Origin of the sequence: Mesorhizobium sp. BE184, assembly GCF_031457045.1 — a bacterium.
Taxonomy (GTDB): domain Bacteria; phylum Pseudomonadota; class Alphaproteobacteria; order Rhizobiales; family Rhizobiaceae; genus Mesorhizobium.
Genome location: NZ_JAVDVU010000004.1, coordinates 154358 through 170007, shown reverse-complemented (window position 1 = coordinate 170007; position 15650 = coordinate 154358). Strand labels below are relative to the sequence as shown.

13 protein-coding genes are annotated in these 15650 nt (G+C 65.0%); all 13 read right to left on the bottom strand.

Annotated elements, in window-relative coordinates; all coding sequences use genetic code 11:
* Positions 1-25 precede the first annotated feature (25 nt).
* Entirely contained in the window at positions 26-1333 is a 1308-nt protein-coding gene (gene ftsA, locus J2X35_RS18810) for a cell division protein FtsA (protein WP_056110514.1), read from the bottom strand.
* Positions 1330-2271 (bottom strand): cell division protein FtsQ/DivIB, encoded by a 942-nt coding sequence (locus tag J2X35_RS18805; protein WP_310189028.1) that lies wholly within the window; start codon positions 2269-2271, stop codon positions 1330-1332. The genes ftsA and J2X35_RS18805 overlap by 4 nt, the downstream gene beginning before the upstream one ends.
* Positions 2259-3185 carry a D-alanine--D-alanine ligase gene (locus J2X35_RS18800; RefSeq protein ID WP_310189026.1) on the bottom strand — a complete coding sequence of 309 codons (927 nt, stop codon included), beginning with the start codon at positions 3183-3185 and terminating at the stop codon, positions 2259-2261. Before J2X35_RS18800 ends, J2X35_RS18805 begins: the two co-directional genes overlap by 13 nt.
* Positions 3186-3441: 256 nt before the next feature.
* Positions 3442-4404 carry a UDP-N-acetylmuramate dehydrogenase gene (gene murB, locus J2X35_RS18795; RefSeq protein ID WP_405023245.1) on the bottom strand — a complete coding sequence of 321 codons (963 nt, stop codon included), beginning with the start codon at positions 4402-4404 and terminating at the stop codon, positions 3442-3444.
* The gene (murC, locus tag J2X35_RS18790; RefSeq protein ID WP_310189021.1) at positions 4404-5810 is read right to left on the bottom strand and encodes a UDP-N-acetylmuramate--L-alanine ligase; all 1407 of its coding nucleotides are present in this window, start codon (positions 5808-5810) and stop codon (positions 4404-4406) included. The genes murB and murC overlap by 1 nt, the downstream gene beginning before the upstream one ends.
* Entirely contained in the window at positions 5807-6934 is a 1128-nt protein-coding gene (gene murG / locus J2X35_RS18785) for an undecaprenyldiphospho-muramoylpentapeptide beta-N-acetylglucosaminyltransferase (protein ID WP_310189017.1), read from the bottom strand. Before murG ends, murC begins: the two co-directional genes overlap by 4 nt.
* Positions 6935-8095 (bottom strand): putative lipid II flippase FtsW, encoded by a 1161-nt coding sequence (gene ftsW, locus J2X35_RS18780; protein WP_056110527.1) that lies wholly within the window; start codon positions 8093-8095, stop codon positions 6935-6937.
* Positions 8096-8097: 2 nt separating this feature from the next.
* Positions 8098-9495 carry a UDP-N-acetylmuramoyl-L-alanine--D-glutamate ligase gene (murD, locus tag J2X35_RS18775; RefSeq protein ID WP_310189014.1) on the bottom strand — a complete coding sequence of 466 codons (1398 nt, stop codon included), beginning with the start codon at positions 9493-9495 and terminating at the stop codon, positions 8098-8100.
* Between the two features lie 4 nt (positions 9496-9499).
* Positions 9500-10582: a phospho-N-acetylmuramoyl-pentapeptide-transferase gene (gene mraY / locus J2X35_RS18770; RefSeq protein WP_310189011.1), complete on the bottom strand. Its 1083-nt coding sequence runs from the start codon at positions 10580-10582 to the stop codon at positions 9500-9502.
* Positions 10583-10604: 22 nt separating this feature from the next.
* Complete coding sequence (locus tag J2X35_RS18765; RefSeq protein WP_310189008.1) at positions 10605-12038, bottom strand: UDP-N-acetylmuramoylalanyl-D-glutamyl-2,6-diaminopimelate--D-alanyl-D-alanine ligase; 1434 nt, start codon at positions 12036-12038, stop codon at positions 10605-10607.
* Positions 12035-13480: a UDP-N-acetylmuramoyl-L-alanyl-D-glutamate--2,6-diaminopimelate ligase gene (locus tag J2X35_RS18760; protein WP_310189005.1), complete on the bottom strand. Its 1446-nt coding sequence runs from the start codon at positions 13478-13480 to the stop codon at positions 12035-12037. The genes J2X35_RS18765 and J2X35_RS18760 overlap by 4 nt, the downstream gene beginning before the upstream one ends.
* An 81-nt stretch (positions 13481-13561) precedes the next feature.
* Complete coding sequence (locus tag J2X35_RS18755) at positions 13562-15268, bottom strand: penicillin-binding protein 2 (RefSeq protein ID WP_310189002.1); 1707 nt, start codon at positions 15266-15268, stop codon at positions 13562-13564.
* On the bottom strand, positions 15265-15648 hold the full coding sequence (locus tag J2X35_RS18750; protein WP_056110541.1) for a hypothetical protein: 384 nt from the start codon (positions 15646-15648) through the stop codon (positions 15265-15267). Before J2X35_RS18750 ends, J2X35_RS18755 begins: the two co-directional genes overlap by 4 nt.
* Positions 15649-15650 lie beyond the last annotated feature (2 nt).

Here is a 15650-nt window from a genome sequence, read left to right as displayed (position 1 = left end):
AAACCTACGGGTTGCCCCGCCACATCTAGAAACTGTCCCTCAACCACTGACTCATGCGATGGAACGTTCCACCCGTTCCCGTCATCTTCAGACGGGACATTCCTTGCGCATATTGGCTCTCGAAGCTGGCCATCTGCGGATAGATCAAAAGGCCGACCGCCGTCGAGAAAGCCGGCCCCTTGGCCGCTTCCGGCAGCCCGGCCACGCCGAGCGGACGGCCGACGCGAACGTTGCGTCCCAGCACCCGCCGCGCCGCTTCCGGCAGGCCGGAAAGCTGGCTCGCGCCGCCTGTGAGCACGACGCGCTTGCCGACGGCATTGCCGAAACCGGACTTGTTGATGCGCTCGCGCAGCATTTCCAGCGTTTCGTCGATGCGGGCGCGGATGATGCGCGTCATCACCGAGCGCGGCACCTGCAGCGGTGCGTCGCCTTCCTCGCCGATCGGCTGGATCGTCACCAGGTCACGGTCGTCGGCGCTGCCGGGCAGCGCCGAGCCATGCATGACCTTGAGCCGTTCGGCAGCCTCAATGGAGGTCGACAGCCCCTTGGCCAGATCGAGCGTCACATGATTGCCGCCGACCGGAATGGCGTCGCCATAGACGAACTTGCCTTCGGAAAACACCGAGATCGTCGTGGTGCCGCCGCCCATGTCGATGCAGGCGGCGCCCATTTCGAGCTCGTCGTCGACCAGCGCCGCCAGGCCGGAGGCATAAGGCGTCGCCACCATGCGCTCGACCGAGAGGTGCGAGCGGTTGATGCCGAGTTCCAGATTGCGCAGCGGCGCGGAATCGCCGGTCAGCACATGCATGTCCACGCCCAGCGTGTCGCCGACCATGCCGCGCGGATCGCGCACGCCGCGTTCCGAATCCAGCGAGAAACCGACCGGAAGCGAGTGGAGCACTTCGCGTTCGGCCCGCAGCGCCTGCTTGGCGCCGGCGGCCAGCACACGCTTGATGTCCGCCTCGTCGACCTCATGGCCGCCGAGATTGATCGTCGCCGAGAAACCTTCGCTTTTCAGCCGTCCCGCCGTCATGTTGACGATCAGCGAATCGACAGTCAGGCCGGCCATGCGCTCGGCAGCGTCCACCGCCAGGCGGATGGCGTGCTCGGCGCGATCGAGATCGACGACCACGCCAGATTTGACGCCCTGCGACTTCTGGTGGCCGATGCCGATGACCTGGATGCGATGCGACCGGCCGCGCAGCAGCTTGCCGTCGTCGCAGGGCTTCAGCTTCGCCACCACGCAGCAGACCTTGCTCGAGCCGACGTCGAGCGCCGTCAGCACGCCCGAACGGCGCGCGCCGGCATCGTTTTGACCGCCAAGCCAGCTCATATCCGTGCCTCCGGCTTGCGCTTCATCGCCTTCGGCTTTTCTTTCAGCGCCGCGGCCCGCTCGGTGACGGCCTCGGGCGTCAGCTGCACCACCAGCTTGTCGGCAAGGCGCATGTCGATGGCGACGATGTTGCGCGACAGGATGCCCTTGTCGCGATCCATCGCCACCAGATCGGCAATCGCCTTGTCTTCGCCGACTTCCGGCAGCTTCACGGTGATGCCGTTGTCGAGCTTGATGTCCCAGCGCCGTTCGCCGACACGGATATAGCCTTTGACCCGCGACGCCAGGTCCGGATACGGCGCCAGCTTGGCCAGCAGGTCGGGCGCATGTTCCGGCGCGCCGAAGCCGACGATCAGCGGCAGTTGCGCCTGGTTGCCGCCGGCATAGGGCGCGATGCGGTTGCCGGAACGCTCGATGACCGAAAGCTGCGATCCCTGCTGCCAGATCGCGAACGGCGTGCGCTCGTCAAGGCGCACTTCCAGCGTATGCGGATAGACCTTGCGGACGGCGGCTTCCTGCACCCAGGGCAGCGTCGCGATGCGCTCGCGCGCCGCCTCGGCGTCGAAGCCGACCAGCGAGGTCCAGCCATTGAGATCGAGCTTGTCGAGAACGTCGATTTCGGAGGTTTCGCGGTTGCCGACAACCTTGATCTGATCGACGGCAAAGCCGGTGCGCGCGGTGACCGCCTGCACGAAACTATCGAGATGGCCGCCCAGATAGCCGCCGTAAAGAGAGCTGGAAGCCAGGAACACCGCCGACATGATGGTCGCGGCATAAGGCGGTGCGTTGACCTCGCCATTGCCCATGCGCGAAAGCAGGCGCACCGGCCGGCGCAGCCAGCGCGGCAGGACGAAATGATCGAACGAGAAAGACAAGGCCGACAGCGGCGTCCGGGCCGAACCTGTCCTCCTGATCTGTCCCGACCTCAACGCAGACACGAAGCGTCCTCCACCATCCAGCTCAACAGATCGCCGAACGAATGACCCGCTTGCGCGGCGATCTCCGGCACAAGCGAGGTCGGCGTCATGCCCGGCTGGGTGTTGATTTCCAGCCAGACGACCTCGCCGTTTTCGGAGTGACGGTCGTCATAGCGGAAGTCCGACCGGGAGACGCCCCGGCAGCCGATTGCTTGGTGAGCCTTGAGTGCCAGTGTCTGTATTTTTTGGTAAATATTTAATGAAATTTTAGCCGGAACTTCGTGTTTTGATCCGCCGGCGACGTATTTTGAATCATAGTCGTAGAAGGAATGGCCCGTCGGGATGATTTCGCACACCCCGAGCGCCACATCGCCCATCACCGCGCAGGTCAGTTCGCGGCCGTGGATATAACGCTCCACCATGACCGTATCGCCGTACTTCCATTCCGGCGACGAGATCACCTGTGGCGGATGCGATTGCCCTTCCTTGACGATGACGACGCCGAAACTCGAACCTTCGTTGACCGGCTTGACCACATAGGGCGGCTTCATCGGATGCTCGCCGCCGATTGAATGGCGGTTCATGACCTTGGATTCCGCCAGCGGAATGCCGGCCGCCCTGGCGACTTTCTTGGACTGCTCCTTGCTCATGGCGAGAGCCGAAGCGAGCACGCCCGAATGCGTATAGGGGATTGCGAGATATTCCAGGATGCCCTGGATCGTGCCGTCCTCGCCGAACGGGCCGTGCAGCGCATTGAAGACGACATCCGGCTTGAGATCGGCGAGCACCGAGCCGACATCGCGTCCGACATCGACGCGCGTGACCTGGTAGCCTTCAGCCTCGAGCGCATCTGCGCAAGCCTTTCCCGAAGACAGGGACACGGGCCGCTCGGACGAGAAACCACCTAGCAGGACAGCCACATGCTTGTTTTTCATATCCCCGTCATTTCCCTCTCACGGCGGGTCCGCACTTCAATTCCGGAGTTGAATCCGACGTCTTCCGGCTGGGTGCCCCACCGGACGGAAAACGCGCCGCACGCGCTGCACGACTCAAATCAGGAAACTCTTGAACCCACAGAATCAGAGAGTTGATTCGCTGGCAAGTGCTTCGGATTCCGAGGGATTCACTTTCTGAAAAAACTTGGAAGAAAAAGTTCGACTGAGTCCGCAAAGCAACGGAAAGGACAATCGATCAGAGCAACTGGCCGAGGAATTCCTGAACCTCGCGGCCGGAGCGGAAATTGCCGATACGGCGAATTTCCCAATGCAGGCGGATGCCGGAATTTTCCATCACCCGGGCGCGCACGGTCTCACCGAGATATTCCAGCTCGAAACCGGTGGCCGAACCGGTGTTGATCATGAAGTTGCAATGCATCGGCGACATCTGCGCGCCGCCGACCATCAGGCCGCGGCAGCCGGCCTTGTCGATCTCCTTCCAGGCCGAGGTGCCTTCCGGATTCTTGAAGGTTGAGCCGCCGGTCTTCTCGCGGATCGGCTGCACCGTCTCGCGATGATGCTGGACCGCATCCATGGCCGTCCTGATCGCTTCCTTGTCCTCGGCATACCCCTCCATCACCGCCGACGTGAAAATCAACCCGGCCGGCGCGGACGAATGGCGGTAGGCGTAGCCCATGTCGGCATTCGTAAGCGTATGAATCTCACCCTTGCGGTCGAGCGCCCGCACCTCGACCACGCGCTCGCGGGTCTCGACGCCGTTGGCGCCGGCGTTCATGCGCAGCGCGCCTCCGATGGAGCCCGGAATGCCATGGTAGAAATGAAACCCGCCGATCCCGGCTTCGAGCGCCGCGGCTGCAACGCGCTTGTCCGGCGTCGCCGCGCCGGCCTTCAGCCGGGTCGGCGAAATCGCCTGCGTCTCGCCAAAACCCTTGGCCGAGAGGCGCACGACAAACCCCGGCACGCCGCCGTCGCGCACCAGAAGGTTGGAGCCGACGCCCACAATCTTCAGGGGGATTTCTTCCGGCACCGCGCGCAGGAACTGCGCCAGGTCCTCCTCGTCGGCAGGCTGGAACAGCACCTGGGCAAGCCCGCCGGCCCGGAACCAGGTGATCTTGTCCATGTCGGAGTTCGGCGTCAGCCGGCCCCGCAGGCCGGCCAGCCTGTCGCCGAGTTTGTGAAGAAGCGCGTCGCCCTGCATCAAGCGGCGGCCTCGGACAGTTCGCGCGGCAGCGCATAGGCCCATTGGGTGATATTGCCGGCGCCGAGGAAGACGACGAAATCGCCGGGTTTTGCGATGTCGCGCACAATCGGCGCCACGGCTTCCGCGCCCTCGATGTAGCGCGCGTCGCGATGCCCGCCGGAGCGGATGCGCGAAACCAGCGCGTCGGACGACACGCCGTCGATCGGATCTTCGCCCGCCGCGTACACCGGCGCCACCATGACCGTGTCGGCATCGTTGAAGCAGGCGGCGAAATCGTCGAACAGATCGTGCAGACGCGTATAGCGGTGTGGCTGCGCGATGGCGATCACCCTGCCCCTGGCCGCGTCCCGCGCCGCCGCCAGCACCGCCTTGATCTCCACCGGATGGTGGCCATAGTCGTCGAACACCTCGACGCCGTTCCACGACCCTGTATGGGTGAAGCGCCGCTTGACGCCGCCGAAGGAAGCCAGCCCCTTCTTGATCGCGTCTTCCGAGAGTCCGAGTTCATGCGCCACCGCAATGGCGGCGGTGGCGTTTGATACATTGTGCCGGCCTGGCATCGGCAGGCGCAACCCGGACATGGTGACGGTCCTGCCGTTCTTGCGGTCGCGGATGACGACATCGAATTCCGAGGCAGCGCCATCGACGCGATGATTGGTGAAGCGCACATCGGCCTGCGCATTCTCGCCATAGGTGATGACGCGGCGGTCCTCGATACGGCCAACCAGCGTCTGCACCTCCGGATGATCGGTGCACATGACGCCGAAGCCGTAGAACGGCACGTTCTCGACGAACTGGCGGAACGCCTCGCGCACCTTGTCGAACGAGCCGTAATGGTCGAGATGCTCGGGATCGATATTGGTGACCACGGCCACGTCCGCCGGCAATTTCAGGAAAGTGCCGTCGCTTTCGTCGGCCTCCACCACCATCCATTCGCCGTCGCCCATGCGGGCGTTGGTGCCGTAGGCATTGATGATGCCGCCATTGATAACGGTCGGATCGAGTCCGCCGGCGTCGAGCAGCGTCGCGACCATCGAGGTCGTCGTCGTCTTGCCATGCGTGCCGCCGATGGCGACCGCCTGGCGAAACCGCATCAGCTCGGCCAGCATTTCGGCGCGCCGCACGATCGGCAGCAGTTTTTCCCGCGCCGCCTTCAGTTCAGGATTGGCTTTCTTGATGGCGGTCGACACGACAACCACCTCGGCCTTGCCGAGATTCTCGGCGCGATGGCCGACGAAGCACTCGATACCCTTGTCGCGCAGCCGCTGCACATTGGCGCTGTCGGCCTGGTCCGAACCCTGCACCTGGTAGCCGAGATTGTGCAGGACCTCGGCGATGCCGCTCATGCCGATGCCGCCAATGCCGATGAAATGCACCAGACCGATGGTCTCCGGCATCTTCATGCGCTCATATCCTTCCTGAATTCCGAAACCGTTTTGCCGGACGCAATAGCCTCTGTCAGGTCGGCGAGCAACCGCGCCGCGTCCGGTTTTCCGGCCGATTTCGCCGCCGCCGCCATGCCGGCAAGCCTGTCCGCGTCGTCCATCAGCCCGCCGATCAGCTCGGCGATGCGTTCCGGCGACAGCGTCGCCTGCGGATGCACCTCGGCGCCGCCGGCCGCGGCCAGCGCGGCAGCATTGGCCGCCTGGTCATGGTCGAGCGCATGCGGATAGGGAACCAGCAGGGCCGGCCGGCCCACAACGGCGATCTCCGACACGGTCGAGGCCCCGGAACGCGACATCACCAGATGGGCAGCGGCGATGCGCTGCGCCATGTCGGTGAAGAAGGGCGACACCTGCGCTTCCACGCTCAAGGCACCATAGGCCTCCTTGACGCGCGCGACGTCGTCGGCGCGCGCCTGCTGCACGATCTTCAACCGCCGCCGCTGCGCCTCGGAAAGCAGAGCGATCGCCGCCGGAACCGCATCGGAGAAGAACTGCGCGCCCTGGCTGCCGCCGAAGACCAGGAGATGGAACGGCTCATCGCCCCGCGACGGTGTGTAGGGCGTTGCGGCTGCTTCGATCACCGCCGGACGAACAGGGTTGCCGGTCGTCACCGTCTTCGCACCGGCGGCGCTTTCGTCTTCGGCGAGAAACCCGCCGGCAATGGCATCGACCCGGCGCGCGAGCACGCGGTTGGCGCGCCCCATCACCGCGTTCTGCTCATGGACCAGCGACGGCACCCGGCGCCGCGTCGCGGCATAGAGCGGCGGCAGGGTCGGATAGCCGCCAAAACCGACCACGGCGTCGGGCTTGATGCGCGCAATCACGCTGGACGCCTGTCGCACGCCGCGCCAGATCGACCAGAATGAGGCGGCCACCGCCAGCGGGTTGCGCGAGCCGATCGTCGCCGACTGGATCTGGTGAACGCCGGCAGCCGGGAAATGGCCGGTAAAACGGTTGACGCGGTCGTCCGTGGCCAGATGCACCGTCCAGCCGCGTTCCTTCAATTCATGCGCAAGCGCCTCGGCGGGAAACAGATGCCCGCCGGTGCCGCCCGCTGCGAGGAGGATGACACCTCTCGCCATCTATTCCGCCGGCATCGGATGCTGGGCAACGCCGCCGAAGCCGATCGGACGGCGTTTCTCCGGCTTCTTGCGGGTCAGCGCCAGCACCATGCCCATGGAGATGGCGATGGCGATCTGCGAGGAGCCGCCATAGGAGATGAACGGCAAGGTCATCCCCTTGGCCGGGATGAGCTGCAGGTTCACGCACATGTTGATGGCCGATTGCAGGCCGAACACGGTGACCAGCCCGCCGACCGCGTAGCGGCTGAAATCGTCATGTTCCTTCATGGCGGCGTTCAACCCGCGCAGAACGATAAAGGCGAAGATGGACATGATGAAGAAGCACATGACGAGGCCGAACTCCTCGCCTGCGACCGAGAAGACGAAGTCGGCGTGGCTGTCGGGAATGACGCGCTTGATCGTCCCCTCGCCCGGACCGACGCCGAACCAGCCGCCATTGACCAGCGCCTCGTGGCCCATGTCGACCTGGAACGTATCGCCCTCTCCGGTCAGGAAGCGGTCGATGCGGCCGGCGACGTGCGGGAACACGGTATAGGCCGCGAACAGGCCGGCGGCGCCCGTCGCGCCGAGCACGATGATCCACAGCCACGGCAGGCCTGCCATGAAGAACATGACACCCCAGGTGCCGGTCACCAGCATCGTCTGGCCGAGATCGGGCTGCGCCACCAGAAGGGCGAGCACAAGGCCGAGCAGGATCATGGCGAACAGGTTGCCCGGAATATCGGGGTGACGCTTGTGCTCGGCGAACAACCAGGCGCAGATCACCACGAAGGCCGGCTTGAGGAATTCCGACGGCTGGATCGACAGGCCGGCGAAGGAAATCCAGCGCCGCGCGCCCTTTACTTCGACGCCGACGTAAAGAACGGCCACCATCAGCACCAGCATGACGCCGAGCATGAGCAGGGCCGTGCGCCTGATCTGACGCGAATCTAGGAACGAAACCGCCAGCATCACGCCCAGCGCCGGCACGGTGAAGATGATCTGGCGGGTCGCGAAATGGAACGGATCGAGGCCGATGCGTTGCGCGACCGCCGGGCTTGCGGCGAAGGACAGCACGATGCCCAGCCCCATCAGCGACAGGAAGGCCGCCAGGAACCATCGATCGACGGTCCACCACCATGTGGCGACCGGGCTTTTATCCAGACGGCTCGCGCGTGCCATAGTCAATTCCCTCCGATGGGTTCGACACCCTCGATAGCATTCGCAGCTTGCCTGAAGGCTTCGCCGCGAACCTCGAAATTCTTGAACTGGTCGAAACTGGCGCAGGCCGGCGACAACAGCACCGCCGCCTCGCTGCCCGTTTCGCGGGCCGCATCTGCAGCCGCGTGCTCGACCGCCGCCGCCAGCGTGCCGGCGATCTCGTAAGGCGCCGCCTCGCCCAAAGTCGCAGCGAAGGCCGGCGCCGCCTCGCCGATCAGGTAAGCCTTGGCGATACGCGGAAAGTAGTCGCGCAGCGGCTCGATGCCGCCTTCCTTCGCCAGTCCGCCGGCGATCCAGTAGATGCGCTCGAAGCTCGACAGCGCCGGTGCCGCGGCATCGGCATTGGTCGCCTTGGAATCGTTGATGAACAGGACATGTCCCTTGCGGCCGACCTGCTCCATGCGGTGCGCCAGCCCGGGGAAGCTTTGCAGGCCTGACTGGATTTCCGCGGCGCTCAACCCGACCTTGAGGCAGGCGGCCAGGGCGGCGAGCGCATTCTGCGCATTGTGCTGGCCGCGCAGCGAACCGATGCTGTCCAGCGAGGCGACACGGCTGACGCGGCCCCCGGCTGCTTCCATCAGGTTCGCGCCGTCGGCGAAATAACCGTCCGCGAGCGCCCGCCGCTTGGAGATGCGCACGACATCACTGCCGGCGCGCTCCAGCCGGTCTGCGATCTTGGCGCACCAGTCGTCATCGACCCCGACGATGGCCGTCCGGCTGCCGGCTACCAGCCGCTCCTTGATCGCGGCGTAATGCTCCATCGAGCCATGCCGGTCGAGGTGGTCGGGCGTCAGGTTGAGCAGGATGCCGGCCGTCGGATCGAGCGAGGGCGCCAGGTCGATCTGATAGGATGAGCATTCGACCACGTAGTGCCGCTCGGGCGCAGGCGGATCGAGCGTCATCACCGCGCGGCCGATATTGCCGCCCATCTGCGTGTCGCGTCCGGCGGATTTCAGCACATGCGCAATCAGCGCCGTTGTGGTCGATTTGCCGTTGGTGCCGGTGATCGCGATGAAGGGCGCATCCGGCGACTGCTTCGCACGCTCGCGCACGAACAGCTCCACATCGCCGATGATCTCGACGCCCGCCTGATGCGCCAGGTCGACGGTCCAGTGCGGCTTCGGATGCGTCAGCGGCACCCCCGGCGACAGCACGAACGACGAAAAGCCGGACCAGCCGGCCTCGCGCAGATCGGCGGTTGCGATGCCCTGCGAGGCGGCCTTGGCCACGCTGTCCGGATTGTCGTCCCAGGCCAGAACGTCAGCCCCGCCCGCCTTCAGCGCGAGCGCGGTCGCTATGCCGGACCCGCCGAGCCCGAACAGCGAAACGCGCTTGCCAGCGAAGGTCGTTGCGGGAATCACGGGCCTACCTGAGCTTGAGGGTGGAGAGGCCGACCAGCGCCAGGATGACGGCGATGATCCAGAAGCGGATCACCACCTGGCTCTCCGTCCAGCCGAGCTTCTCGAAATGGTGGTGGATCGGCGCCATCAGGAAGACGCGCTTGCCGGTCATCTTGAAATAGCCGACCTGGATGATCACCGACAGGATTTCGACCACGAACAGGCCGCCGACGATGGCCATGACGATCTCGTGCTTGGTGGCAACGGCCACCGTGCCGATGAGGCCACCGAGCGCCAGCGAGCCGGTGTCGCCCATGAAGATCGCCGCCGGCGGCGCGTTGAACCAGAGGAAGCCGAGACCGGCGCCGATCACCGCGCCGAGCACCACCGCCAGTTCACCCGTGCCGGGCACGAAATGGATCTGCAGGTATTCGGCGAACACCGCGTTGCCCGACAGATAGGCGATGACGCCGAAGGACGCGGCGGCGATCATGATCGGCACGATGGCGAGTCCGTCGAGGCCGTCTGTCAGGTTGACGGCGTTGCCCGCGCCGACGACGACAAAGGCTGCGAACGGAATGAAGAACCAGCCGAGGTTGATCAGGAATTCCTTGGCGAAAGGGAAGGCCAGCGATGACGAGAACGGCTCCTGGCCGTTGTGCATGATGACCCAGGCGGCGATGCCGGCGATGATGAATTCCAGCGCCAGCCGCGCCTTGCCGGAAAAGCCGAGATGCGACTGCTTGGTCACTTTGAGATAGTCGTCGTAGAAGCCGATAGCACCGAAACCGACCGTCACCAGCAGCACCGTCCAGACATAGACGCTCGTCAGGTTGGCCCACAGCAGCGACGACCCGATGATGCCGGTCAGGATCATCAGGCCGCCCATCGTTGGCGTGCCGGCCTTCTTGAAATGCGTCTGCGGTCCGTCGGCGCGGATCGGCTGGCCCTTGCCCTGCCGCAGGCGCAGCGAATTGATGATCGCAGGGCCGAAGATGAACACGATCAGCGCCGAGGTGATCAGCGCGCCGCCGGTTCTGAAAGTGATGTAGCGAAAGACGTTAAACGCCTGGAAATCTTCCGCGAAATCGACGAGCAGCGTAAACATGCGTTTGTCCCCCGGTCCGACCCTAGCCCTGTCCCTTGACAGGCGCTTCCGCCGGAAATTTCTTCAGCAGCGCATCGATCAGCCTGGAAAAGCCGACCCCCTTCGAAGACTTGACGACGACGGTGTCGCCGCCTTCGACCATGGCCATCAGCTTGGGCTTCAAATCATCCGCCGTTGGCTGGTGGACGACCTCGACTTCGCCGGACAAAGCCTCGGCCAGTCCCTGCATGTGCGGCCCGGCCAGCAGAAGCACATCGACGCCGGCTTCCTTGACCGGTCCGGCCAGAGCGGCGTGCAGCTTTGCCGAATGTTCGCCCAGTTCCAGCATGTCGCCGAGGACGGCGACCCGCCGCCCGCCCTCGCCGACCGGCGCGGCCTGGAGCAGGGAAAGCGCTGCCTGCATGGAGGCCGGGTTGGCGTTGTAGCTTTCGTCGATCAGCGTGATCGTGCCTTTCGGGTGACGCAGCCTATGGCGCTTGCCCCTGCCCGCCTCGGCCGAAAGATCGCCGAGCGCCAAGGCGACCGAGGGCACATCCGCGCCGACCAGATGCGCCGCGCCAAGCACGGCCAGCGCGTTCTGCACCATGTGGCGGCCCGCGGCGCCGACCCGGGCGACGATCTCGCGCCCGCCAATCTTGGCGGTGATGGTGGAATGATCGGCATGCAGCGCGTAGTCCAGCAGCCGGTAGGTCGAGCGCGCGTTCTCGCCGAAGCCGTAGACATGCTCGACGCCGGCGGCCCGCGCCATCTTGCCCAGCATGTTGGCGCGCGGATCGTCGCGGTTGAGCAGCGCCGAACCGCCCGGCTCGATGCCTTCGAAGATTTCGGCCTTGGCCTTGGCGATCTCGTCGAGATTGCGGAAGAAGCCGAGATGCGCCGCCGCGATCAGCGTGACGATGGCGACGTGCGGCCTCACCATCTTCACCAGCGGACGGATCTCGTCGGGATGGTTCATGCCGATCTCGAACACGGCATAATCGGTGTCCTGCGGCAGCCGCGCCAGCGTCAGCGGCACGCCCCAGTGGTTGTTGAAGGACTTGTCGGAGGCGTGCACGGTGCCGACAGTTGCAAGGGTGTGGCGCAGCGCCTCCTTGGTCGAGGTCTTGCCGACCGAACCGGTCACCGCGATGACCTTCGCGCTCGTGCGCTGCCGCGCCGCGATGCCGAGCTTCTCCAGCGCGACGAGAACGTCAGGCACCACGATCATCGGCGCGGTGAGACGGCCGAGCCCGGCCAGCCGCCCCTCGGCCACGACCAGCACCGCAGCGCCGGCCTTGACGGCGGCGGTTGCGAAATCATGGCCGTCCATCGCGTCGCCCTTGATGGCGAAGAAGGCGTCGCCCGGCTTCAGGCTGCGGCTGTCGATCGAAATGCCCGTGATGCCAGCCGGCAGGGTGCCGAAAGGCCGTCCACCCATGGCCTGCACCAACGCATCCGAAGTCCATAAAAGGGTCATGCTGCGCGCTCCTTCAGCGCCGCCCGCACCTCTTCATGATCGGAAAACGGCAGGGTCTGCGACCCTACGGTCTGCCCTTCCTCGTGGCCCTTGCCGGCGACGATCAGCGTATCGCCCGCCCTCAGCATCGCTACCGCTTCATGGATCGCCCGCCGCCGGTCGCCGATCTCGATGGCGCTGGGGGCAGCCACGAGGATCGCAGCACGGATGGCTTCGGGAACTTCGGAACGCGGATTGTCATCGGTGACGATCACCACGTCCGCCAGCCGCGCTGCGATCTCGCCCATGATCGGACGCTTGCCCGTGTCGCGGTCGCCGCCGCAGCCGAACACGACGACCACGCGCCCGGTGGTGAAGGGCCGCACCGAGGCGAGCACATTCTCCAGTGCATCGGGCTTGTGGGCGTAGTCGACATAGACCGGCGCGCCACCGACGGTCGTGCCGACGAGGTCGAGGCGGCCCGGCGCTCCCTTCAGCTTCTCCAGCGCGGCAAGCGCCCTGTCCGCCGGCGTGCCGGTCGCGATCGCCAGACCTGCCGAGACGAGCGCGTTGGATATCTGGAAATCGCCGGCAAGCGGCAGGTCGATCTCGCGCAGCACGCCCTCGAACTCGACCTCGGCGCGCTGCCGATGGCGTTCGTGCTCGACACGCTTCAGCTTGAGGAAATTCCCGTGCCGCCCGACGGTCAGTACATCCAGGCCCGATGCCGTTGCAGCCTTGATAGTCGGTTCCGACCACGGATCGTCGGCGAAGATCACCGCCGGCGCGCCCTTCGGCAGCAGCGCCTCGAACAGCCGCATCTTGGCCTGGTGGTACGCCTCGACGGTCGGGTGATAGTCCATGTGGTCGCGACCTAGATTGGTGAATCCGCCGGCCTTCAGCTTGACGCCATCGAGGCGGCGCTGGTCGAGGCCGTGGCTGGATGCTTCCATCGAGGCGTGGCTGACGCCGGCATCGGCGAGTTCGGCGAGCAATTTGTGCAGGGCGATCGGGTCCGGCGTCGTCAGCGAGCCGTAGTCGTTGCGGCCCGGGGCCACCACCCCTGTGGTGCCGATGGAGGCGGCTGCATAACCCGCCTGCTCCCATATCTGGCGGGTGAAGGCCGCCACCGAGGTCTTGCCGCTGGTGCCGGTCACGGCGACCATCGTCTCGGGTTGCCGGCCATAGAATTTAGCCGCCGTCAGCGCCAGCGCCAGGCGCGCGTCCTCTACCTCAATAACCGGAACCGAAACGCCGGTGCTGCCGCGCGTCGAGGTCACGATGGCGGAAGCACCGCGTTTGGCGGCGTCGGCGGCATAGGCCATGCCGTCAGCCTTCGTGCCCGCGAGCGCAAAGAAAAGCGTTCCCGGCACGACCTGCCGGGAATCCGACGAAACGCCGGTTACCGCGGTGTCGGAGAACCCTTCGACAGGCAGGATACCGGCTAGATTTCTAAGCTTCATCGAATCCCAGTCATTGCAACGAATGGACGCGCATCGGGCGCAAGGGCAATTCCGCCGGCCTGTGCGGAAACGCCGGAAGAATCATTGGAAGGAAACCAGCGTTGGATCATTTTCATGGCTGAAATCTGGCTTCACGCCAAGCATGGCGGCCGAACGGGCGATGATGTTGTGGGCAATCATGCCGGCGTTCGACGCCGCGGTGGCGCCCATGCCCGGCTTTTCCGCCTTTGGCTCGTCGGCGATGCTCAAAACGATGTATTGCGGGTCATCCATCGGGAACGCCGCGACGAAGGCGTTGAAGTTCTTTTCCTTGGAATAGCGGCCGTTGACGACCTTTTCCGCGGTTCCGGTCTTGCCGCCGACGCGGTAGCCCGGCACGCGCGCATTGCGGCCTGAGCCTTTCTCGGCGTTGAGGCGGTAGACATAGCGCATCCCCGCGACCGTGGTATCCTTGACCACGCGCTTGGCGGTCGCCATCGCTTCTTCCTGCGTGCGGCGCAGGAAGGTTGGCTCCATCAGGAAACCGCTCATAAGCGCAGCACAACCCACCGCCGTCTGCAGCGGCGTCGTCGAGACGCCGTGTCCGAAGGCGATGGTGATGGAGTGCACCTTCTTCCACACTTTCGGCTCGGTCGGCCTGGCGACTTCCGGCAATTCCGTCTGCATTTTTTCAAGAATGCCGAGGCGATGCAGGAACTCGCGGTGGCCGTCGATGCCGACCACGTCGGCCTCCTTGGCCGAACCGATGTTGGACGAGTAGATGAACACCTCCGGCACCGTCAGCCAGCGGCCCTTGCCGTGGAAATCGTGAATGGTCTGGCGGCCGATGCGGATCGGGCGCGTCGCATCGAACTTGGTGTCCATGGTGACCTTGCCGGAATCCAGCGCCATGGCCGTGGTGAAGCTCTTGAAAGTCGAGCCCATTTCGTAAAGGCCGGCCGACATGCGGTTCAGCCGGTCCTTGTCCTGCGCGTTATAGGGATTGTTCGGATCGAAATCCGGCACCGACGCCATCGCCAGCACTTCGCCGGTCTTGATGTTGAGCACGACGGCGCCGGCGGCGATCGCATGATATTTCTCCATGCCGATCGCCACCTCGTCGCGCACGACATGCTGGACGCGCAGGTCGATCGACAACTGCACCGGCTTCAGATCCTTGGCGATGGCGAGCCCCGACTGCTGCAGGTCCGAAAGGCCCTGCTCGTCGATATATTTCTCCATGCCGGAGATGCCCTGATTGTCGATGTTGGTCAGGCCAACGACATAGGCAGCGGTTTCGCCACCTGGGTAGAACCGGCGCTTCTCGGTGCGGAAGCCGATGCCCGGTATGCCGAGTTGCAGGATTTCGCCCTGCTGCTTCGGCGTCAGCTGGCGCTGCAGCCAGACGAACCCCGCCCCGCTCTTCAATTTGCGATAGGTCTGCTCGTAGTCGATCTCGGGCAGCACCGTCGCCAGCCGCTCGATCGCCTCGTCGGCATCGACGATGTGGCGCGGCTCAGCATAGAGCGACGCGGTCTTGATGTCGGTCGCCAGCACCTCGCCGTTGCGGTCGACAATGTCGGGTCGCGACGCGGTGATGCGACTCGCCGGAACCCCGGAGGTATCCGGGTCCTGGAAGCCGAGATAGACCAGCCGCCCGGCAATCGTCGAATAAATGGCGAAGAACACTGCCATCGTCATGACAGTGCGCGTCCTGGTGCGGCCCCCGGTCGCCTTGCGGGCGCTGTCGAACACGATGGAGCCGTCGGATGCGGCCGTCGAGGCCCTTTTCAGCAGCTTGCCGATCATCGCACCGCTCCAGTGACCGTCTGATCGACCGTCTTGTCCTGGCCGTTGTCGGCCATGTCGCCACCTGGGTCCGCCGACAGATCCTCGATCGTCAGCGCCCGAATGGGGATATCGTCCAGCTTGACGATCTGGTGCGGATCGACCGGCTCGAGCGCCAGCTGGGATTTGTAGATCTCTGCCAGCTTCTGCAGCCGTGAGGGTTGCGTCAACAGGCTCCAGTCGGCCTTCAGCAGGTCGATCGTGTCTTCCTCGGCGTTGATCTGTGCCTGCAGCCGGTGCACCACCGTCTGCTGTTCCTCGGCCTCGCGCTTGATCTTGTAGGTCAGGGCCGCAGCCGAAACCATGACAGCGATCAGGACTATGTCGGTGGTACGGAACACGT

Coding starts and splice junctions, on each gene's coding strand:
- mraY (WP_310189011.1), bottom strand. CDS start 10,582: ATGTTTACGCTGCTCGTCGATTTCGCGGAAGATTTCCAGGCGTTTAAC.
- murC (WP_310189021.1), bottom strand. CDS start 5,810: ATGAAGATGCCGGAGACCATCGGTCTGGTGCATTTCATCGGCATTGGC.
- J2X35_RS18760 (WP_310189005.1), bottom strand. CDS start 13,480: ATGAAGCTTAGAAATCTAGCCGGTATCCTGCCTGTCGAAGGGTTCTCC.
- murG (WP_310189017.1), bottom strand. CDS start 6,934: ATGGCGAGAGGTGTCATCCTCCTCGCAGCGGGCGGCACCGGCGGGCAT.
- ftsA (WP_056110514.1), bottom strand. CDS start 1,333: ATGAGCTGGCTTGGCGGTCAAAACGATGCCGGCGCGCGCCGTTCGGGC.
- J2X35_RS18755 (WP_310189002.1), bottom strand. CDS start 15,268: ATGATCGGCAAGCTGCTGAAAAGGGCCTCGACGGCCGCATCCGACGGC.
- J2X35_RS18765 (WP_310189008.1), bottom strand. CDS start 12,038: ATGACCCTTTTATGGACTTCGGATGCGTTGGTGCAGGCCATGGGTGGA.
- murB (WP_405023245.1), bottom strand. CDS start 4,404: ATGCAGGGCGACGCGCTTCTTCACAAACTCGGCGACAGGCTGGCCGGC.
- ftsW (WP_056110527.1), bottom strand. CDS start 8,095: ATGGCACGCGCGAGCCGTCTGGATAAAAGCCCGGTCGCCACATGGTGG.
- J2X35_RS18800 (WP_310189026.1), bottom strand. CDS start 3,185: ATGAAAAACAAGCATGTGGCTGTCCTGCTAGGTGGTTTCTCGTCCGAG.